This is a genomic window from Leptolyngbya iicbica LK (genome assembly GCF_004212215.1).
Classification (GTDB): domain Bacteria; phylum Cyanobacteriota; class Cyanobacteriia; order Phormidesmidales; family Phormidesmidaceae; genus Halomicronema; species Halomicronema iicbica.
On sequence record NZ_QVFV01000004.1, the window covers coordinates 215,599 to 236,568 of the forward strand.

Genomic DNA, 20,970 nt, shown 5'->3' on the forward strand with positions numbered 1-20,970 from the left:
GTCATTTGCTGTCGACCTCAAGGCGATCGCGGGCACGCTGATAACGCAATGAGTAGCAGGCAATCGCTAGTAAGAGCGGCTATAACAGGATAAATGTTTGCGAGTTGCCACAATATTGGTGTGGTTTGTCCTAACTGGGGGAGTCAAAAATCTTGTTTGATTTCCGGCCTTTGTTGTAACCCATTCGCTGCACTCGATGCCTAGATGTGCGTGTTTGGCCGATCAAATCACAGTCTGTTAACCCTGCTCGCTTCTTGCCGTTAAGCCCCTTTCTTCAACTGCTATGCGGATCCCGTCCCCTCAAACCTTGTCCCAGACTGACTCGCAGACCGAAGATGCGGCTTTCCCGGCAAGCGCGTACCTCTTGCCAGAAACGTTGCCACCGCTGCTATTTGTAGTGGATGAGTCGGGGTACCTGCAGAGCCTAGAATGGTCGGTCGCGGAAGAATTTGGGGTGCAACCTACGAGTTGGGTGGGGCGATCGCTCGAACAGTTGCTCAGTAACTTTAATGCCCTTGATATCGATTTTCAGGCTGATGTGCCAGTGAGCACCGCAGACCCCTGGCAAATGCAGTTTCCGAGTGGTCAGCTCACGGGCGTTGTGCAACTGTGTCCCCTTTCGCTGGATTCGGGACGGAGCTGGATGGGGGCATTTAAGGTCATTGATTGGAGCCCGGCAGTCGGGGTGGCCCAAGCGCCCTATCAAATTGCTGAGCGACAGCTCACGCGACTCACCTGGTCAATTCGCCGGACCCTCGACTTAGAAACGATCTGGCAACAGACTGTGGAAGAGTTGGCGGCGATTTTGGTCGTCGAATGGGGGATCTTTTGTGCCTATGAAGCTCCGAACCAACCGTTGCCTGTGATGGCTAAGGTGCAAACTGCTGCTGTTGAGTGCCCGTTAGGCGAGACGCTTAGCTTTTCCGACTATCCCAGTCTGTCTGCTGTTCTGCGTAATCCCCAGCCGCTGGTCTTAGCCGCGATTGACCAAGCTGTGGAAAATGCCGCGATCGCTGACGGCACTTACCTCGTGGCAGCCACGCGCCATCTGGGTGAAATCAATGGCGTCATTATTCTCAAGTCACCCAATGCGACCGGCTGGCAAGGGCTCGACATGTCACTCTTGCAAGCCGTGATGGAACAGGTTGGGACAGCGATCGCCCATGCCCATTTATTTCGCGATGCGCAGGGATTGGCCGACGAACTGCAAGCGGCTAACCAACGCCTGCGCCAAAAGCATCACGAGCTCGAAGAAGCGCGTCGTCTGGCCGAAGAAGCCTCCCGGTTGAAAAGTGAATTCCTAGCCAACACGTCCCATGAACTCCGCACACCGCTGAATGGCATGATCGGCTTCCTGCGGCTGATTTTGGATGGCATGGCGGATGATCCCCAGGAACAAGACGAGTTCTTGCAAGAGGCCCATAAATCCGCCATTCACCTGCTGAACTTGATTAACGACGTGCTCGACATCGCCAAAATTGAGGCGGGCAAGATGCAAATCGACATGTCACAGGTGAAATTGAGTGAGCTGTTTGCCAATGTCGAAAACTTCACCCGACCTCAAGCAGAGCGCAAAGGGCTGCGGTTTGAAATCCAGCAGCCCCTGACCCATGACGAAATCATTATCAACGGCAACTATCAGCGACTGCTCCAGGTCATGCTGAACCTGATTGGCAACGCCATCAAATTCACTCACGAAGGCCACATCACCATCAGTGCCGAAATCAAATCGCAAAAGGTGCAATTCAAAGATCAAGAATGGCCAGGCACGGTCAAGGTCAGCGTGGCCGACAGCGGCATTGGCGTCTCGCTAGAGAAGCAAGATCGTCTGTTCCAAACTTTCAGTCAAGTGGATGGTGAGCGCACCCGCCAGTATGGTGGCACGGGGCTAGGGCTCGCCATTTCTCAACGGTTGATTGAGGCCATGGGCGGTGTGGTGCAGTTTATCAGTATGGGTGAAGGGCTGGGCTCCACCGTGACCTTTACGACACTGCTTTATCAGGAGCCGGTGCTGATTGAATAAAGTCAGGACGGGCTGCGTAGTTAGTCGCCAAAACATCGGCCACTGCCTCCCAATCAGATTGCTGAATCTTTTCGGTTAAATCCTGCAAGGCCTGCTGATAGGCTTGCAGCGATCGCAGCACCTCATCCCGGTTATAGCGGGCCATCATCAGCCCTAACTCCGGGTGACCGCCGCCCACTCGACTCGTATCTCGAAAGCCCGAACTGGCAAACTGTTGGGCTAACTGGCGCACCGTCTCATCAGATTCGCTAAGACAGGCTTGAATCAGACTGCCGCTCACCATGACCGGCAAATGGGAAATCCACGCCACGGCTCGATCATGCACTGCTGGCGAGCAGGTAAACACCTGAGCTTGCAAGCTGTGAGCCAGTTCGGTCAACAGGGCTAAAGCTGTGGGCGGCGTTTGTTCGGTCGGCGTAATCACATAGGCCCGCTGCGCAAAGAGTCCCGCCTCGGCCACCGCAATCCCTACCTCTGACTTGCCAGCCATGGGATGACCGCCGACAAAATTAGGCCACTGTGCACTGAGGCGATGGACGATCGCCCCTTTGACCGACCCCACATCCGTCAACACGGTGGTAGGAGATAGATGGGGAATCAGCTCTAGGGCGATCGCCTCTAATAAATGTATCGGCGTGCAAAGAAACACAATATCGGTTGATTTCAGACTTTGCAGGTCTGTAGAGGCGTAATCAACTGCCCCACAGGCGATCGCCGCCTCACAAGTCGTCGGGCGCCGGGTCACCCCATATACCTCATGTCCTAGTTGCCGAAAATCCAGCCCCAGAGAACCGCCAATTAACCCTAAACCGACAATGCCAATGTTCATGCCACCTTTTAGCGCTTACACCGCAAAAGCGCCCCTTCAAAGACACCCTATCTCAAGCCTGTCACCGAGTTGACGCGACGTTCTGAGTGCGGCCAGAGACTCTCAGCGCTAGGCTGCTCTGCCAGGTGCGATCGCTGCCCCAACATTGGGTGGTCTGGCTGCGTGAACGGCAATGCCTGCGAAAGGCTCCCCAGCCTCATCATCGGCAAGGCGCATTAGTCGCTTTGCAAAGTCTTGGTAAAGATCCGTAAGTTTGCGGGCAACCTTGAAATACAACCGTAATTATCCGCGTCGATTACCCAATACTGATGGCAATGATCGACATAACGCACGAACCTGCGATCGCCCCCTTATTAACCGGGTAAAATTGCCCGCCGTGATGTTGTTTTAGTCAATCGCGTTCTCCCTCCTGCTGCCTGCCCCATGAAGCCTTTACCTGCGCCCGATGCTGCGGCTCGTTTATTGGACAAATACGCTCAGGGAGAGCGTGACTTTTCTCGCGCCCAGCTCAACGAATGCGTCTTGTCAGGCACTCGGTTACCCAACATCATTCTGCGAGAGGCCGACCTCAATGTGGTTAATCTCAGTAACGCCAACCTGAGCCAAAGCGATTTGCAGGCCGCTGTTCTCAATGTCAGTCGATTGAGCGGTACCAATCTGAGTCAGGCTAATTTGCAAGCCGCTCAAATGAATGTGGCGAACTTGATTCAAGCGATTTTAGTTGGCGCGAACTTGACTGGGGCGTCCTTAATTCGCTCAGAATTGTTGCGGGCTGATTTGAGCAATACCAATCTGACCCAGGCCAATCTGCAGGAAGCTGATTTGCGCGAAGTGCGCCTGCGTTGGAGTAACCTGACGCGGGCTAATTTGAGCCGTAGCAACTTAAGAAAAAGTAGCTTGATCGGGGCTAACTTGAGCCACGTTCAAGCCCACTCGGTCAATTTAGAAGGGGCTGATTTGAATAATGCCATCATGATTGGCCTGGAAGGTCGACACGGCAATCTGCGCACCGCAAATCTGAGTGGAGCCAATTTGCGCGGGGCTAATTTGCGGTGGGCTAATCTGACCGGGGCTAACCTCAAAGACGCCGACCTGACCGATGCCAAGCTTAGCGGAGCCGATTTGACCGGGGCACAATTAGAAGGTGCCACCCTCGAAAATACGATCTTGGTCCATGCTGACCTGAGCCGTGCCAATTTGCGACATGCCCGCTGTGTTGGGGCTGACCTGTCGGGAGCCACGATTACCGGCATCCAAATGCAAGGGGCGATCGTGTACGACATCCAAACTACTGAGATCGTTTGTGAATGGATCGACCTCAGCCTCTATGGTGACCAATCGCAGCGTCGCTACTTCAACACCGGGCAAGACGTACATGCGTTTCTCAACCAGCGCCCGGCCCAGGTTATGGTAACTATCGACGGAGTGATGACACTCGCAGCCCATGCCGCGCTAGCTGCCGCGTTTGTTCAGTTAGCAGAAGTAAGTCCGGTCTTATCGCGTCCCCCCAATATTGAGTTGACTAACCGTCACACCCAGCTTGCCTGCATGACCGATGACGAAACTGGCTTATCCGCGATCGCTTACCTGGTGACTTTGCCCTTTGTGGATGGACCCGCTATCCAAGCGATTCTCGATACTCTGCATCAAGAGGGGTTGTCACAATCATCTCGCCCCTTTGCGCTTGACGAGGCCGATCGCGAATTAAACCGTGTCAAAACAATGCTGCAACAACAAGATTTATCTACGCTCAAAACATTAGTTGCAGATCACACCTTTTTCACCTGGCCTGTGCAAATCAAACTCGTCAATGCTCGGGGCAGTTCTCTAGAGCTATACGCCAATCCTCAATTTGGCGTGCGCCGAACTTCGGGTAGCTATGGCATCACGCCCACTGACATGGGGAAACTCTATCAACCGACTCTTGACAATTACCTGACCTTTTTTCGCTCTGGCCAATAAGGATATTGGTGCCCACTGCATCCGGTCACTGGTTGGAGGACAGTGACTGCGGCCACCGTTTCTAGGTCGCGATCGTGCAAACATTGCGAAGCTGTATATGGAGGAGGGATGACGATCCTTAGCTAAGTGCCCACTGCCGTCCCCGGCAAACGCTAGAAGCTTGATGCTGTAAGCACTTTAGTTTTGCACTTAGGCTTTTGAATTTTACGAGGTCTGCTGTTACGGAAAGCCTGTAACCGAGGAGCCAAGGCTGCCACAGCCTTCCCCATCGCCAAACCTTCATGAACAGTCTGTCAACTTGTGCTCAATTCGTGCCGATGTCCCTGTCAGCTACACATGGCCTCGCTGACGACACCAGAAGTACCAGACAAAACACTGCTGTCACGCATAAAGACAGCTTTACAAAAACGCCAAAATCATGTCGAATAAACTTTCAAGGTGATTCTTTATTTTTTGTGAAAAAGTTCAACTTCCTCAAAAATACTGAGTCTTTTGTCCTGATTTTCGACCACCTTCCCAATTGAGGACCTGGCTCAGCAGCTCAGGGCCTAGCTAAAGTGATAAAAAATTGCAATTAATTCGTGTTTACACGGAGCTCACGTTTTTTAAAAATCTGTATTCCAGGTGTAAAAACTGACGTCTCGCTTACGTAAGTCGGCTAAATTAATAGGTAAGCATCTTACTATTCAATGCCAGGAAACTAATCGGGAGACGATTAGCTTCCTGGTTGTCAGGGGCATCCACCAATCATGAATATCATCATTAACGCCTCTAGGAGAGGCCTGTGTTGCCGTGAACCAAAGGGTAGCCTATCCAAGCCGTTCTATCAGCCCACAAGAGCAAACGCTCTATGGTCACCTGTTGGCGTACGCTGAGTGTGCTCCACCAGAGCAAATGCTCGGTCGGTTCCAGTCACTGTTTATAGACGGCGTCGGATATCCCGACCCAGCGGTTGTCGCTGCTCTCGATCAGATTTTGGCTGATCGAGGGATTGAGGAGTACTTTCACTTCATTCTCAATCGTTGCTGCCACATTCTAATTAACCGCTGGCAAAGTAACCCGCAACTTCAGTATGCGGTTCCTTTACTGATTGATCTATTTGAACTGACGCCTTGTGAAAATGTGCGGGAATACTCTCGCAGCCGTCATGTGCGGCATCTTCGTCAAGTTGTTCAAAATTTTACTGAGACTGAGCAATACTTGACGCTCAAGCGCTTGGCATTGCTGGTCGACAGTGACTCTAGCCAAAGCAATGATGCTGATCGCCCCTTGGGTAATTTGATCCAGCGATATCCCTACCTTTACGAATATTGTCTGGTTAGTGAGGATAGCCCAGAAGCGCATCATCAAAATATTCGTCGCATGCAGGCGCAAGCCCAACAAAAATTTGAGGTAAATCTGTCACACTACGTGACTTACCGGGTTCGTCAGGCACGAATGAAAAAATCTCAGGCGGCGCCTGAAACGATCTCGCGGTTGAAACCAGTGAGTAATCCGACGTTGCTCAGCGATCGCGAGTTGGTCACCTCCCTCAATCAGTTTTCTGGCAAAGTTGAACACGGTCGCAGCTATCGAGATACTGCTCATAATTTCCTCGAACGAAATCAGCACATCGCATTTCGAGATTTTAAGCGAGAGCTGTATGACTATCTTTCGGCAGCCGTCGAACCCGGCTACGGAAAACGTAAGTTTAATCGCATGCTGGCTGAGCAGCTAGAGCGTACACTGCCTCAAAATGAAGATCAGCCTACTAATGACTTTCTGCTGATTCGTACCTGTAGCCAGTTGTTAAACTTTTTGGTTTTGGAGTCTTCAGCAAAGCCTCAGCATTTCGTCTTTATTGACTTGATTAATAACCTCGGTCCAATTCTTACGACTGGTCTGCTGATCAAGGTGATTCTGTTGTGTCGGAAAGTCAGGCCTTATTTGGAAAAGCGATTTTCAACATTGTTCAATCATTACGAAACTAGCACCCAAAATAATGTTAAATGGCTAGTGCAAATGTTTGAAAATCTCAATGTAGCTATGAGCGTTAACTTTGGCTCTACAGATATCTCACATTTTTTGATGAGCTGATCGTTGTGGATGCCAATAATTTGTGCGCACGCCAATAAATTGGACTGAACAGCAGAGGCTGCTGGAAAGTTCCTGAAAAACTCTTGAGAGTCTTCTCTAGAGATTGAAGATGATAATTTTGAAGGTGGTGCTGATTTTTCGACTTCTTGCTCAAGATGGGCACCCTCTCTTTTTGCATAAACTTTTTGCATAAATCTGTGATGCTATTGGCGGGATTCAGCAGTTTAGGTGATGCGGTTTTCGCTATGATAAGCTTGACTCAACAAAGTTTTAGAGTGTCTGAAATCAGTAAGGCAAGGCATTTTGTCAGCTTGGGGAAATACTCTAGCTTAATGTTGAAATCTCGCTTTTGGATAGTATGTTATTTGTAAATGATAGATGAAGTCACAGGCTTGTAGACAACTAGAATCAATTTAAATTGACTGATTTTAGGTTTTCAAAGAACGTCGATTAATTATGTGCTTTGGAGCTTGAGAGCTCGCTCATGTGTTGCCTTTGTTTGATCGATTACTTGTTGTCTTGGTTTTGAACTACGGTTGAGTGATGTGCACGGAGTTGCTGATATGGCTGTGAAGTGGCTAATCTTTATGATTGTGTATTGGGTTCATTGATGCTGATGCTCTTGTTTTAAACTAATGGCTATTTAGCTGGCCTAGAGAATTTCAGGTTTCCTTCGAGGAGCACCTTAATGTAATATCACCAAGAGCATTCAGAAGAGTCTGATTGAAATCAGATTTTGCGTGTCTCGTCTCATCAGCTAAATATTGCAGGCTGTATGGCATTGATCGCAGCTTGATGATTTATCAATCGTTCGTTTTTGCATCTACCCAAAAATAATTTGACATGGTGACTACGCTATCTGTTCCCTTAACCCAGCCTAAAATTATCACGAGGGTGATTGATTATAATTCTGAAAAAACGCTAATTCATAAGGTCAGAACAGAAGTCTTTGTACATGAGCAAAAGATTCCCGCGCATCTAGAAATTGATGATCTAGATAACGTTTCACAGCATGTGTTGGCTACCTATGGGGGACATGCCGTCGGTGCTGGAAGGCTGACTCCGCATGGCAGAATTGGCCGTGTTGCAGTTTCTCGTCCACTCCGGCGTCAAGGGGTAGGGCAACAGATTATGGCGCTGCTACTGGAGCTAGCCCAACGAAATCATTATCGCGAAGTTGTGTTGTCGGCTCAGCATCATGCGATCGCATTTTATGAAAAGCTCGGCTTTGAGTGTGAGGGGGAGGAGTTTTTAGAAGTCGGCATTTGGCATGTCACTATGCGCAAGCAAATGTTTTTGTGCTGAGTATGCTGCGAGATCAGCTTCTTCGGCTATGGAAGATGATGTCTACGTTGCGAGTTCAATGTCATGTTGGCATGGTCTAAATTCTGGAACTATTTGCGGCTCCGTTCATAGTTCCAGCAAGGCTGCAAACGCTGGTCGTTTAGGGACGAGATGAGTAACGCGATCGCGCAATCCGTATTTTGGCGGCAATGTAGAGAGGAATCTGATAGTACTCGCCGACCAGCCACAGCACAAAGGTGAGATGGGCCGTCAAAGTGATGATTGCCCATAGGGTTGAAAACGGTAACCCTGTGGTCGGCGTCAACGGCGGAAACAAGACTCCTGACAGCCAGACTAAGCTGGCTGGGATCACTATTAGCACGACTGCCAGAATGCATATGAGCATTGACAATTCTTGTGCCTTGTCGCCGCGCATGACCTGCCATCGTTGGCCATTCCATCCCCAGGTTAGGGGTTGGCTACTGTCAACGACTTGGACTTGCTGCTGGGCCAGATTAGCAGCCAATATGTGACGGCAAAACTCACAGGCAAACGCATCGGTAAGGATGATCGCCTCAATAGTACCTTGCCGACAAATTGGACAAGGAAAGGCACTATCAAGGCTTAAGGGCCGTTGGGTGGATGGATCCATGACCTGAGAATGAAACTGTTTTGAGCCAGTCAAAGGAAGTGGCGTGTGTTTATGCTGCCACAGTTCCCTCAGCATTGCTGAGTAACTCTGTCTGGCCATACCGCCATCGTGATTGGCGGTTTCTGGACCTTGCTCAGATCCGCATCGAGAGCGTTATCCGACAATGCGGGTATACTCTTTGCCTTGGTATTCCAAAATGACTAATGGCTGCTGAGAAGAGAGATCTACTGATTTGAGACGAACCTGGCCACCGGCGAGCAAGTCGCCCGCAAAGACATGACGACTCGTCTGACCGTTGCCTTCGCGGACAATGACGCCCACGCGATCGCCCACTTGCACGATGCCGGTTAATTCAACGGTCTCAATTGGACTTTGCGGTTGAGCATTGGCGCCAGGAAGGCTGCTCGGCAAATTCGGAATCGGTAACGGGTTCGCGGCCATGGGGATGGCTGGCAAGGACGGTGGGGTCACATTTGCGGTCGGCACTGGCGGCAAGTCTGGCACCTGTGAAATAGACGTTGTGGGCAAATTGGGAGAGACGGGTGCCCGATCAGCACTGACGGCAATTTGTGGAGCGGCTGTGTTGTTTGCTGTCTCTTCTTGACGAGAGGAGGTGTGGGCCCCGATTGACTGGGTGATAGGCGCAAAGGGGTCGGCGCGTCCGGTCATGACCCCCGATAAGCGTTCGTCACTTGCGGTGGAACGCACGAGTTCGCTGGGCGTCGCAGCTTTGCGGAGTTCAGCCGATAGCGAAATCATCGGTGACTCAAAGACTTGGGGGGTTTCTTCGGCTTCGGTTGTGATGGGCGTTGATGCCGTGGTGCTGGAGTTTGGGGCATCCTGGGGCCACAAAACCCGTAATACCCCACCGATGAGGGCGGCGCTCACAATAATCCCGATGAGTAGCCATTGCGGTCGTTGACGGATAGTCGTTATGTTCATAGTCTTTCTTGCCACCAAAGCAAGCTCCCCACGATTGCGTTTAAGGATAACGAATCTTGGAAAAAGTGAGACATGCATGTGACAGTGTCGCGATCGCTTCTCTGAGCTCCTGTCGCGGACTGTTCGTATTGTTGAATTGGGGCACCTAAACCTGGGCTAAGACTCATCAGGGGAGGGGCGATCGCGCGCCGCGCGCGGCCAAAGATAAGTCGCCATGAACCTGCCCAATGCTAAACACATCAACCCCAGTAGGGGACTGCCCAGACCATAGATGACGCTAGAAGACAGATAAGAGCGATCGGCTAAATTTGCCATGTCTAATTCATAGGTAGAAAAGGTGGTGTACGCGCCCAAAAAACCGGTGGTGAGCATGAGCCCAATCTCAGGTTTATAGGGGCCTCGCTGTACGAAAACGACGATTAACCAACCCATGACCAGACAACCACTGAGATTCACGCCCAAAGTTCCCCAAGGGAAGGCTATCCCAAAGCGCTGGCTGAGGGCGGCACTCAGGTAATGGCGGCACAGCGCCCCGGAGATCGCGCCTAAACTGACGGCGATCGCCGCTCGTATGTGGGCTTTTTCGAACATGATGGCAATGCCTTCAAAGCTAACCAGTGACTCAAAGTTCACAGTAAAGGAGGGCGAGCGCCAAGACCAACCTTGACACACAGGCCAATATTTTGGCGTTACAAAACGCCGCATTACCCATTTTTCGATGAGAAGCTAGCTATGGTCGGGCCTGAGAGGGTGGCGAGGCAGTAGCCTCTCTATTGCGTCAGTGCCCGGATGAACTGGCCGAGTTCAGTAAAGAGGCCACCTTTTTTGGGACGCGGTGGAGAGGAGGAGGAATTGTCGTCTGAGTCGCTGTCATCGGCAAAGAGATTCGCGATCGCTTCCTCGGAGGGCTTGGTGGGAAACTCGCCTAACAGCTCATAGTCATCGTCCGCAGTTTCGCCCCACACTTGCCAAGGGCCAGGGTAAATGCGCAGCAGCGTTGCCCCCGTTAACGGTTGTAAATAGTAGGCAGTTTCTAAGGTGCTGAGAAAGCGATCGCGCAGTTGACGAGCAGCATAGCCGATCCCCACTACGGCAATATCTTCTAGCTTCGGATTCAGCATGACGACGTACTTACCCGTCGCCTCATTGCAGAGGGCTTCGACCTCATTCACCTCAACGGCGGAAGGTTCGATGATGAGGCAAGCTTCGTCATCGGGTTCTAGCCGACCTTTGATTTCGTTAATGCCGCGAATGCTGAAGTCAGGATTATCCCAATCGCGGCGCGCCAAGGCCGCTGCCCCCGCATCGGGGAAATACATTTTGAACGGTAATTCCAACTCATTCAGCAATGGATAGAACTGCTCGGCAATGGGCATGACCTTGAGTTCTGGAATGTTGAGATTGACCACAATGCGGGGCAATCCGGCCTGAATCGCGGCGCGGGTAGCCTCTTTGGCTTGGTCAACGGCGGCTTCGATACTGCGGGGGACTCCAGTCATGGCGGTGGTTGGTCACACGTTGGCAGGGGTTAAACAAGGCAGGGTGCGCGCTAACACTTGGCGCAGGGCGATCGCCGTCCAGTCAATGTCGGCCGTGGTTGTTTGCCGACCCAAGGTGAGGCGAATGCCACAGAGGGCCGCCCGATCGCTGTATCCCATGGCCTTCAAAATTGGGCTGGGACTCAGCTTACCACTGTGGCAGGCCGACCCGGCACTAATACCAATGCCCGCTAAATCCATTTGGCGGACGAGGGTTTTGCCACTGACGGTGTCGCCGTCTGCCGTCGTCAGGCAAAAACTGGCATGGTGTGGCAAGCGATCGCGGGGATCGCCCGTAATCTCTAAACCTGGGACATCGGCAAGCTGGTGAAAAAGGCGATCGCGCAGTTGAATTAATCGCACCGTTTCAGAGGGCATTTCAGCTGCCGCGAGTGCCGCCGCGACTCCAAACCCGGCAATGTTAGGCACCGCCTGAGTGCCCGAACGCAGCCCCCCTTCTTGTCCACCGCCGCTCAGGAGAGGCGATAACTCGATGCCATCACGGATGTATAAAGCCCCAGCCCCTTGCGGGCCATAGAGTTTGTGGCTGGACAATGACATCAGGTCAACCGGCAGGGTTTGCACATCGAGGGGGAGTCGCCCGGCCACTTGCACCGCGTCAGTGTGGAATAACACGCCTCGGGCTCGTGCGATCGCCCCCATTTCCTCAATCGGCTGTAGCGTCCCGACTTCACTTTGACCGTAAATGATGGAGATCAGTACCGTGTTTGGACGAATCGCTTGCGCTAAATCGGTGGGATTCACCCGGCCAGTGTGATCAACGGAGAGCCAGGTCACTTGCCATCCCTTCGCCGTTAGAAAGCGAGCAGGTTCAGCGATCGCGGAATGCTCTACGCTCGATACGATCAAGTGTTGCGGTGTGGCGTATTGGCGAGCAATACCCATTATGGCCAGGTTGTCCGCCTCGGTGCCCCCAGCCGTGAAAACAATATTCTCTGGTCTGGCATTAATCAGACTCGCCACTTGCACCCGCGCCATTTCCAATGCGGTGGCTGACCGATTGCCCCACTCATGCAAACTGGATGGATTGCCCCACTGTTCGGCCATCACAGCCTGCATGGCGGCGATCGCTTCCGGTCGCGTGGGGGTGGTGGCGCTGTAATCCAGATAAATTTGCATCATTCTGCTGCGAAAGTCCGGTGGCGATCCCGGCGGGACAGTTTTGATCCTAGCAGGGGGGGCCGTGCTTACGGGAACTTAGCGGCGGTGGGATACATCATGGAACGCTAGGCGGTGGCTGCGACAAATTTCAGTTGGGCAGTTGTGCATTAGAATTGTGGGCGTCGCCTCGTCATCATTTAGGAATTCGCTCATGAAAACCTTGATATCGGGACTGTTACTCAGCGGCTCGCTGCTGGCGAGTAGTGCCCCTGCGGCCTTCGCTCACGCGGCCCAAACGGATTACTTTGTTGATCTCTTTGCAGAAGATCTGGAACTGGAGTTCACCGCGAGCTTTAGTACGGGTGAGCCCATGGCCGATGCTGAAGTGATTGTGTATGCGCCCGGCGATCGCGAGACCCCTTGGCAAGAAGCCATGACTGACGAAGCCGGACAATTTACCTTTAAGCCTGACGAGACGTTGGTCGGCGACTGGCGCATTGAATTTGAACGAGACGGCCACCAGGATATCCGCATCGTGCCCATCGACGATAGGGGCATCGACTATCAAAATATCAGCGACGCAGGCGACACTGAATTTCACGAAATCGCTCACCTGCGCATGGGGTTAGCCGCTCTTTCCGTCACTAGCTTGGCGATCGGCGCGATTGTGCTGCAACGGCGGAGCAGCCAGCAATAACCACAGACCAGGTTTCAGGTATGGTGCCGCTAACCGACCCGTACCATTGATAAAACTTTAATTTAGCCACTTTAGCAGTGAGGATTCTGTGAATCATTCACTGCTGGAGTTTTTGTTTGTCTCGCCAAGAGCACGTTAAAGAGAGGTCGATGTAGTCAACGGCTACCAAGCGGCTGATGGGGTGTTCTACCACAGGTGAATAAAATGGCTCAGGCAGGCGACTCTTATGCGAGTTCAGGCTACTTCAACGTGATGGAAGGCTTGGTCTCTCAGGAGGTGTGGCGACAAATCAAAAACATGCCCAGTTGGTTTCGGAAATCTCGACGCTGGTCAGAGGTGATGCCCTACGCCCTGAACCGACTACCGACTCTATACGCTTCGAGCCAACAAGGATTTCAGCATCAAGTCCGATATGCGCAGCAACAGCTCCAAGCCACCATCAGTCAGGTTGTGAAAGATGCCTTATTGGTGACTCGACCTGATCCGCTGGAGCATCGTGGCCAGCTCAAGGTCGAGCATCTCAAAGACTCGGAAGTCGTTTTACAAGCCTTGGGTCAAGTCTTTGGGGAACCCAATTTAGATTGGGAAACCGCATTGACAAAACTCCAAACCCTGAAGCAAGACACGGCTACTTTTACCGAACTGTGTGCGGCATCCGCGCCAACGTGGACGGCAGCTAACCCATACCTGTCGACCCAATGGTCGCGTCGTCATCCAGAGGTGGAGGATGCTGAGCGATCGCCCACTGCCCCTCTGAATAGCTCAGGGTGGGAAAACCAAATGTATCGCCACTAAAAAAGAGTGGGAATTTAATAAAATTTCGAATTCTGGCAAGCCGCATCTTTGAGTTGTCCATCGTAGGGGACAACTTTTGAGAAACCTCAGGTGCCATCAAATCGACGGCACAGGATACGAGGTGATCACCAGTTCCGAGATTTTGCCCCGGCGCTTGGCATTGGAATTGATGGCGCGGGAGGCTTGAATTTCTTGAATGTGGAATCCGGCATAGAGATCGCGGATAAACTCGCAGTCGGAGTTGGATAACATCACCTGAACACCGCGTTGGGCTAAGGCTACAAAGGTCTGCTGGAGCCGTTGTTGATCTTCGGCCCGGAAGCCATAGCGGTTGTAGCCGGTAAAGCTGCTGGTGGCGCTGATGGGATGATAAGGCGGGTCAAAATAAACAAAATCCTGGGCTGTTGTCGCCTGATCCAGCACCTGAGTGAATTTTCCACAGACGATGTCGGTGTTTTGCAAGGCGATCGCGGCCTGACGCAGGGTGACCTCGTCGCAGATTTTAGGATTTTTGTAGCGACCCATGGGGACATTGAAATGGCCCTGACGATTTTCGCGGTAGAGGCCGTTAAAGCAAGTTTTGTTCAGATAAATCAGACGGGCAGCCCGGGATAAGGGCGATCGCAGTTGAGTTTGCGCCCGCATTTGATAGTAGTATTCGCGGCAGTGCGCCGATTGGTGGCGTTGCAAGAGGGCGATGAGCGCTTCCACATCCGCTTGTACACAGCGATAGACATTTACCAATTCCTCATTCAAGTCGGCTAATACCGCCTGATCGCAGAACTGCTGCACATGGAAGAAGATGGCTCCGCCCCCCAAAAAGGGCTCGTGATAACGGCGAAACTGAGCCGGAAAATAGCGACGATACTGTTCCAATAGCCGCCCTTTGCCCCCTGCCCATTTGAGAAAGGGCCGAGGCTGACACCGAGTTTGCAGAGCTATTGTCATGAAGCGATGTCGGGAGCGATCGCCCAACCCTGGCAGTGAACGGTTTCTACCAGCGGTTTCGACCTTTGTCCCGCTTTGATACAGATGTACTCATTGTAAACGCTGTCGGTCATCGGCCAAATCAATGATTCACTCCTGAACTGCGATAGGATAAAACCGAAGTTATATCGCAGCAACGATCGCGCTGCCAGTCAACGCACAGTGGCGCTGGGTTGAATTATGCAAGAGTTTTTTCAAAATGTTTCACGTTACCCCAGATATTTGATTTCTTTTAGTTTGGGGATCTTTTTCAACGCGATTGAACCACTGATGCCGCTACTCAAGCGTCCGACGACGGCGATCGCGTTGGTGGGTCTAGTGATTTCCGTCTTCGTCTTTCTGACCTTTACCCTGAGGGCCATGTTGGGGTTGTCGGTGGCCTAACCGTTTCGAGTGGCCTCAGCCCAGCAACGAGATCAGAAGACTCGTGCAACCCGACTGACCCCCGGTGGATGGTCAGTTTTTGAATTATTGGGAGAAGTATTGTCATGGCTAACGATCGGCGAGTCGCCCGAGTGGCTTCCCTTATCAAGCGGGAGGTCAGCCAAATGCTGATGTCTGACATCAAAGATGATCGCGTGGGGGCGGGCATGGTCAGCGTGACCGATGTGGAAGTCTCCGGCGATTTGCAACACGCCAAAGTGTTTGTCAGCATTTACGGCACTGAGGAAGCGCGGGCGGAAACCATGGCGGGGTTGATGGCCGCTACCAAATTTGTGCGGCACGAGTTGGGGCAGCGCATTCGGCTGCGGCGCACCCCCGAAGTTTTATTTCGTGAAGACTTGGGGGTCGAACGGGGCACTCGGGTGCTGTCGTTGATCAACCAGCTCAGTGCCGAACGCGACTCAAAAGAGCCAGATGAAGAGCCGAGCAGTGATGAGACCGCTGATTTGGAGGGCGATACTGACGTGCCGGCAGCGACTGAGGAAATGGAGTGACGACCCTCGGCTTGCCCGATTTCGAGTCATTGTCGCTAGAAGCCCAGATTGCTCAACTCGTCGTGGTCCGGGCATCGGGATATTTATTTGATCATCAGCGCCGCTATCCCCAGTGGGAGCTGGATCAGACGAGTCTGCGACATTGCGTAGAGACGTTAGGGATTGGCGGGGTGATTTTGCTGGGGGGCAGTGCCGTCGAGGTCGGGGTGCGATCGCAGCAACTCCAAGCTTGGGCAGACATTCCGCTACTCCTTGCCGCCGATATTGAAGAAGGGGTGGGCCAGCGGTTTACCGGAGCCACCCACTTTCCCCCGCCGATGGCGTTATCGGCGATCGCTGATCGAGATCTGGCCCTCGCGTGTGACTACGCCCAACAAATGGGGGCCATCACCGCCCAAGAGGCGATCGCCATCGGCTTGAACTGGGTGTTAGCGCCCGTGGTGGATGTCAACAATAATGCTGACAATCCGGTGATCAATGTGCGAGCATTCGGCGACACACCGGAACGGGTGAGTCAACTCAGTCGCGCCTTTATCCAGGGAGCGCAGCAGTTTCCCATATTGACTACGGCCAAACACTTTCCGGGGCATGGCGACACCGCCGTCGATTCGCACCTGCATTTGCCCGAAATTCCCCATGATTTGGCCCGTCTGGAAGCGGTCGAACTGGCTCCGTTTCGGGCGGCGATCGCTCAGCAAGTGGATGCCGTGATGACGGCTCATCTGCGAGTGCCCACCTTTGATGCGCAACTGCCTGCCACCCTCTCCCCCGCCATTTTGACCGGACTGCTGCGGCGCGATTTGGGCTTTCAGGGCTTGATTGTCACGGATGCGCTGATTATGGGGGCGATCGCTGAGCGTTATGGTCCCTACGAAGCGGCCGTAATGGCTTTGGAAGCAGGGGCCGATGTGTTACTCATGCCCGCTGATCCGGCGGGCACGATTGCAGCTGTGGCGGAGGCAGTGCGTATAGGGCGATTAAATCCCGCCGTGATTCAGGCGGCAGTGGCACGGATTTGGCGAGCCAAGCAAAAAGTCAGCCATGCCCTGACCATTCCCCCTGAAACCTGCCACGCTTGGGAACATATTCCGCCGCCGCCCGTGCAGTTGGAGCAGTTGGCGACCTCCACCGCGAGGCAGACCCTGCACAACATTTTGACCGCATCGATGACGGTGCGCGGTACGGTTACGGATCGGTTGGACTCAGCGCCCCAGTCCCTGGTGATTGTCGATGATGTGCTGATGGCGGACTGGCTGAGTCCGCAAGCCGGGGCGATCGCGATTCCTACTGCCCAGGGTTATTGCACCCGCTTGGTGGACGGGCGATCGTGTCCCCTGGCACCACTCGATTTCGATTCTCTGCCGCCGACCCTGCTGCAAATTTTTAGCCGCGGCAATCCCTTTCGTGGGCGGGCGGGATTGAGCGATTTTGCCGCGCAGTGTTTTACCCAGTTAAATGCCCAAAACTCTCTGGTGGGACTGGTGGTTTATGGCAGCCCCTATGTGCTGGAGTCGCTGCTAGCGGAGTTACCGCCCACTGTCCCCTACGGTTTTACATATAGCCAGACGCCTGAGGGCCAAGCGGTGCTGCTGACGCAACTCTTTGCGACTAAGGTCCGCACGGTTGGCGATCGCACATTTACCAACTGATGGCGTGAGACTAACTGGAGGCTTGCGATCGCCGTCGCCGACACCGTTCGGAGCAATATTTCACGTCGTCCCAGCAGTCGGCCCATTTTTTACGCCAGGTAAATGGGCGCTGACACACTGGACACATCTTGGTGGGTAAATCAGATTTCGATCGCTGCCGTCCCATCACTGCCTTACATGCTTCAATTCTCATGATGACGCCAAATGTCTAGCCATGCCGACCGCTGATTAGTGCCACCTCGGTTACATCACGCCACTTATGACCAGGCAATGGCTTATGACGCTGACGCGCTACGAAAGGGGGCCGTGTCGGTGCCTGAATGAGGGGACAGTCTTCTTGGTCGGGCCAGTACTCACTATGGCGTTGAAAGCGTCTACAAGCCCAGCTGCAAACTACTTTTGATGAAGTGCAGAAAATAAATATTAGTTGACTACAGTAAATTTTTGCAGATCTTTACTGTGGGCCTCAACGAACTTCTGTATAGATGTTGAGTGGCCCATATGTTTAGCCGTCAACTGCGACCAGCAAAGTGACTGCCTAAGGCGATTCAACGGCGAACATACAAGGTATTGATTTCGCTCCTAGTTAGAGCTTTCTCTGACTTGTTGATGTCGATAATTGCTCCACTCTTGGGTACCTTAAAGGCCGCTAGTGTACTGAAAATTCGTTGCCGATGTGCCCCCTAGCCTCCAGTTGATAATGTCACAACAGCTCCCTTCTATTACGCTCCAAACATCGACAGCCCAGATGGCATTATCGTTGCTTGAATCGGGCAATTATCACCAGGCACTGCAAGTCTTTCAGCAGGTGGCTGATCGCGATCGCACCCTGGATGATTCGGTCAACCAAGCCGTCTGTTTGTTGCACCTCGACCAACCCGAAGCCGCTTTAGAAATCTGCAATCAGACCCTCGAATTGAGTGCCGCTCATCCTCAAGCCTGGCTATTTAAGGGCGTGGCGTTGTATCGTCTGGGGCAATATGACGAAGCCTATGCCTGTTATGCTCAGGCGGCAGCGATCGCTGATCAGCAAACTCCTCACCCCACTCAGCGTCCTTGGGCACGCTGCTGGCAAGCATTAAAGACCGTAACCAAGCGTTTTTCCGCGTGACGGTGCCTCGCCCACAGTTCTACTCTTCGGTGGCGAGCAGCGAGTGCATCATCCACCGGGGCAGATTGTTGTTAAGACCACTCACGACGCTCATTGGCACCTCTCGGTACACTAGGGCCTGAGCAACTGCTAGCTGTGTGACATGTCTGCCCCTGCCTCTACCCAATTTCCGTCTTTAGAGTCGGCTCTCAAGCACTTTTTTGGCTACGACGAATTTCGGCTGGATCAACGCGCCGTCATTGAGACCTTTTTGAATCATCAAGATTGCCTCGTTGTGATGCCGACCGGAGGAGGCAAATCGCTGTGCTATCAACTCCCTTCCCTATTGCGGCTGGGGATCATGGTGGTGGTGTCGCCCCTCATTGCGCTGATGCAAGATCAGGTCGATGCGCTCCGCAACAACGGTATTGCCGCCACCTTTTTGAACAGTAGCCTGAATCTAGCTGACGTCAGAGAGCGAGAACGGCAGTTGTTGGCCGGGGAAATCAAGTTGCTGTATGTCGCCCCGGAACGGCTATTGAGTGAAGGATTTTGGCCCTTTTTGTCCCGGCTGCATCAGCAGGTCGGGATTTCCGGATTTGCCATTGACGAGGCGCACTGCGTTTCGGAATGGGGCCACGATTTTCGCCCGGAATATCGGCAACTGCATCAATTACGAACAAGCTTTCCCCAAGTGCCGATGATGGCCCTAACGGCCACCGCCACCACCCGCGTGCGAGAAGACATCTGTCAACAATTGGCCCTGCAAACGCCTGCCACCTTTGTGGCAAGTTTTAATCGGCCCAATTTGTATTACGAGGTCTTGCCGAAAGATCGACAGGCCTATGCTCATTTACTGCGTCACATTAAAGCCCTGACGGGGGCAGCGATCGTCTACTGCCTCAGCCGCAAGCACGTGGAAGAATTGGCGAGTCGCTTACAGCAAGATGGGGTCGCGGCGCTCCCTTACCATGCTGGCTTGTCCGACGACACTCGCAGTGAGCATCAAAACCGCTTCATTCGAGACGATGTGCAAGTTATGGTGGCGACGATCGCCTTTGGTATGGGGATCAATAAGCCCGACGTGCGACTGGTCGCCCATTACGACCTCCCCCGTACCCTCGAAAGCTATTACCAAGAGTCAGGTCGAGCCGGACGCGATGGTGAGCCCGCCCACTGCACGGTGTATTTTGGCTATGGCGACGTGTCGTTGATCAATTACATCATTGAGCAAAAGGCCGACGAGCAAGAGCAACAAATTGCCCGCCAGCAGTTGCGTCAGGTGCTCGATTACGCCGAGAGCACGGTCTGCCGTCGCCAAATTCAGCTCAGCTATTTTGGCGAGATGTTTCCGGGACAGTGCGATCGCTGCGACAACTGTCGTTATCCCAAGCCGCTTGAAGATTGGACCATTGAGGCGCAAAAGTTTCTCTCCTGCGTGGCTCGCTGTCGTGAGCGTTTTGGCATGGTGCACATCATCGACGTGCTGCGCGGGTCGCAAAAGAAGCGGATTTTGGAACTCCAGCATGACCAGCTCTCGACCTACGGCATTGGCAAAGATCGTTCTACCGAAGAATGGAAACTCCTGGGGCGATCGCTACTGCATCAAGGCTTAGTGGAAGAAACCACTGACGGTTTTCCGGTGCTAAAGCTCAACGGAGCAAGTTGGCAGGTGCTCCGTAAGCAACTCGTCGTGCAGATTGCGATTCCCGATACCCTCAAAGGCGGCAGCGAAGACAGCGTCGAAACCTCTGCTGAAGCGGCTGGACTGCTGGCTCAACTGCGATCGCTCCGCAAACGCCTGGCCGATGCTCAGGGCATTCCCCCTTACATCGTGTTTACGGAAAGCACGCTTCGGCAAATGGCGCAACGAATGCCGCGATCGCTCACACAGTTCAGCCGCATTTCCGGCGTGGGCAGTCGCAAACTTGAGCAGTACGGTCAAGACTTTGTCACCGCCATCAACGCCTACTGCGTAGAGCATGGCGTGCAGTCCCCGGCAGCCCAGCCCCAGCGTGCCTCGGCGCCCACCTCAACCCAGACCCAAACCCTCGAACTCTACCAGGCTGGTCACTCGTTAGATGAGATTGCTCGCTTGCGCAATCTGCGCCACAGCACCATCGTCGGCCACCTAGTAGCCTTATTGGCCACCGGCGCTCCCGTCAACCTAGATGACCTCGTGCCGACCGACCGTCAGGTGGCCATTCGACAAGCCCTTGAAACGGTAGACAGTCCCTATCTGAATGCTGTGCGGGATCACTTAGGAGACACCTATTCCTATGACGAGATTCGTTTAGTGCAGGGGGCTCTGCGGCATCTCAGCGATGCCTCCTAAGACGCCGCTGCCAATCCGTCAGCTAACTGTTCTAAATGTCGTATTGCCGTC

Annotated in this window: 19 protein-coding genes; 11 read left to right on the forward strand and 8 right to left on the reverse strand. The window is 53.1% G+C overall.

What is annotated here, in order from left to right:
• Positions 1-283: 283 nt before the first annotated feature.
• On the forward strand, positions 284-2,023 hold the full coding sequence (locus DYY88_RS16740; protein ID WP_052288356.1) for a sensor histidine kinase: 1,740 nt from the start codon (positions 284-286) through the stop codon (positions 2,021-2,023).
• On the opposite strand, the gene DYY88_RS16745 is transcribed toward DYY88_RS16740, so the two are convergent.
• On the reverse strand, positions 1,983-2,852 hold the full coding sequence (locus DYY88_RS16745) for a prephenate/arogenate dehydrogenase (protein WP_039726444.1): 870 nt from the start codon (positions 2,850-2,852) through the stop codon (positions 1,983-1,985). The two genes, DYY88_RS16740 and DYY88_RS16745, sit on opposite strands and share 41 nt — an antisense overlap.
• 423 nt (positions 2,853-3,275) lie before the next feature.
• On the opposite strand from DYY88_RS16745, the gene DYY88_RS16750 reads away from it, so the two are divergent.
• The 3 genes from DYY88_RS16750 to DYY88_RS16760 all read left to right on the forward strand — a co-directional run bounded on the left by DYY88_RS16750 (position 3,276) and on the right by DYY88_RS16760 (position 8,195).
• Positions 3,276-4,814, forward strand: coding sequence for a pentapeptide repeat-containing protein (locus tag DYY88_RS16750; RefSeq protein ID WP_044151161.1), 1,539 nt, complete (start codon positions 3,276-3,278; stop codon positions 4,812-4,814).
• A gap of 792 nt (positions 4,815-5,606) precedes the next feature.
• Entirely contained in the window at positions 5,607-6,890 is a 1,284-nt protein-coding gene (locus DYY88_RS16755) for a Sll1247 family protein (RefSeq protein WP_039726445.1), read from the forward strand.
• A gap of 843 nt (positions 6,891-7,733) precedes the next feature.
• Positions 7,734-8,195 (forward strand): GNAT family N-acetyltransferase, encoded by a 462-nt coding sequence (locus DYY88_RS16760; protein ID WP_044151162.1) that lies wholly within the window; start codon positions 7,734-7,736, stop codon positions 8,193-8,195.
• Positions 8,196-8,334: 139 nt separating this feature from the next.
• Here DYY88_RS16760 and DYY88_RS16765 read toward each other — a convergent pair whose 3' ends face one another.
• From DYY88_RS16765 to DYY88_RS16785, 5 genes are all read right to left on the reverse strand, one after another.
• Positions 8,335-8,826, reverse strand: coding sequence for a hypothetical protein (locus DYY88_RS16765; protein ID WP_039726446.1), 492 nt, complete (start codon positions 8,824-8,826; stop codon positions 8,335-8,337).
• Between the two features lie 153 nt (positions 8,827-8,979).
• Entirely contained in the window at positions 8,980-9,768 is a 789-nt protein-coding gene (locus DYY88_RS16770; RefSeq protein WP_039726447.1) for a hypothetical protein, read from the reverse strand.
• A 156-nt stretch (positions 9,769-9,924) separates the two neighbouring features.
• A complete protein-coding gene (gene crcB / locus DYY88_RS16775; RefSeq protein WP_052288357.1) occupies positions 9,925-10,401 on the reverse strand; it encodes a fluoride efflux transporter CrcB in 477 nt (158 codons plus the stop codon).
• Between the two features lie 137 nt (positions 10,402-10,538).
• A complete protein-coding gene (locus tag DYY88_RS16780; RefSeq protein ID WP_039726449.1) occupies positions 10,539-11,267 on the reverse strand; it encodes a DUF1995 family protein in 729 nt (242 codons plus the stop codon).
• Positions 11,268-11,279: 12 nt separating this feature from the next.
• Positions 11,280-12,449 carry a cysteine desulfurase family protein gene (locus DYY88_RS16785; protein WP_367889304.1) on the reverse strand — a complete coding sequence of 390 codons (1,170 nt, stop codon included), beginning with the start codon at positions 12,447-12,449 and terminating at the stop codon, positions 11,280-11,282.
• A gap of 190 nt (positions 12,450-12,639) precedes the next feature.
• Here DYY88_RS16785 and DYY88_RS16790 point away from each other — a divergent pair, with 190 nt between their 5' ends.
• The gene (locus tag DYY88_RS16790) at positions 12,640-13,125 is read left to right on the forward strand and encodes a carboxypeptidase-like regulatory domain-containing protein (protein WP_052288358.1); all 486 of its coding nucleotides are present in this window, start codon (positions 12,640-12,642) and stop codon (positions 13,123-13,125) included.
• A 204-nt stretch (positions 13,126-13,329) separates the two neighbouring features.
• The gene (locus DYY88_RS16795; RefSeq protein ID WP_052288359.1) at positions 13,330-13,920 is read left to right on the forward strand and encodes a late competence development ComFB family protein; all 591 of its coding nucleotides are present in this window, start codon (positions 13,330-13,332) and stop codon (positions 13,918-13,920) included.
• Positions 13,921-14,016: 96 nt separating this feature from the next.
• Here DYY88_RS16795 and DYY88_RS16800 read toward each other — a convergent pair whose 3' ends face one another.
• A complete protein-coding gene (locus DYY88_RS16800) occupies positions 14,017-14,868 on the reverse strand; it encodes a DNA adenine methylase (protein ID WP_039726451.1) in 852 nt (283 codons plus the stop codon).
• A gap of 219 nt (positions 14,869-15,087) precedes the next feature.
• On the opposite strand from DYY88_RS16800, the gene DYY88_RS16805 reads away from it, so the two are divergent.
• From DYY88_RS16805 to DYY88_RS16815, 3 genes are all read left to right on the forward strand, one after another.
• Entirely contained in the window at positions 15,088-15,291 is a 204-nt protein-coding gene (locus tag DYY88_RS16805) for a DUF751 family protein (protein WP_039726452.1), read from the forward strand.
• 104 nt (positions 15,292-15,395) lie between these two features.
• Entirely contained in the window at positions 15,396-15,845 is a 450-nt protein-coding gene (gene rbfA, locus DYY88_RS16810) for a 30S ribosome-binding factor RbfA (protein ID WP_039726453.1), read from the forward strand.
• A complete protein-coding gene (locus DYY88_RS16815) occupies positions 15,842-17,494 on the forward strand; it encodes a glycoside hydrolase family 3 N-terminal domain-containing protein (protein ID WP_044151163.1) in 1,653 nt (550 codons plus the stop codon). Before rbfA ends, DYY88_RS16815 begins: the two co-directional genes overlap by 4 nt.
• A 10-nt stretch (positions 17,495-17,504) precedes the next feature.
• Here DYY88_RS16815 and DYY88_RS16820 read toward each other — a convergent pair whose 3' ends face one another.
• Positions 17,505-17,687 (reverse strand): DUF2256 domain-containing protein, encoded by a 183-nt coding sequence (locus tag DYY88_RS16820; RefSeq protein ID WP_242517631.1) that lies wholly within the window; start codon positions 17,685-17,687, stop codon positions 17,505-17,507.
• Positions 17,688-18,242: 555 nt separating this feature from the next.
• Between DYY88_RS16820 and DYY88_RS16825 the strand changes: the two genes are divergently transcribed.
• On the forward strand, positions 18,243-18,605 hold the full coding sequence (locus DYY88_RS16825) for a tetratricopeptide repeat protein (RefSeq protein WP_052288360.1): 363 nt from the start codon (positions 18,243-18,245) through the stop codon (positions 18,603-18,605).
• Between the two features lie 142 nt (positions 18,606-18,747).
• Positions 18,748-20,919 carry a DNA helicase RecQ gene (gene recQ / locus DYY88_RS16830; RefSeq protein ID WP_039726455.1) on the forward strand — a complete coding sequence of 724 codons (2,172 nt, stop codon included), beginning with the start codon at positions 18,748-18,750 and terminating at the stop codon, positions 20,917-20,919.
• The last annotated feature ends 51 nt before the right edge of the window (positions 20,920-20,970 follow it).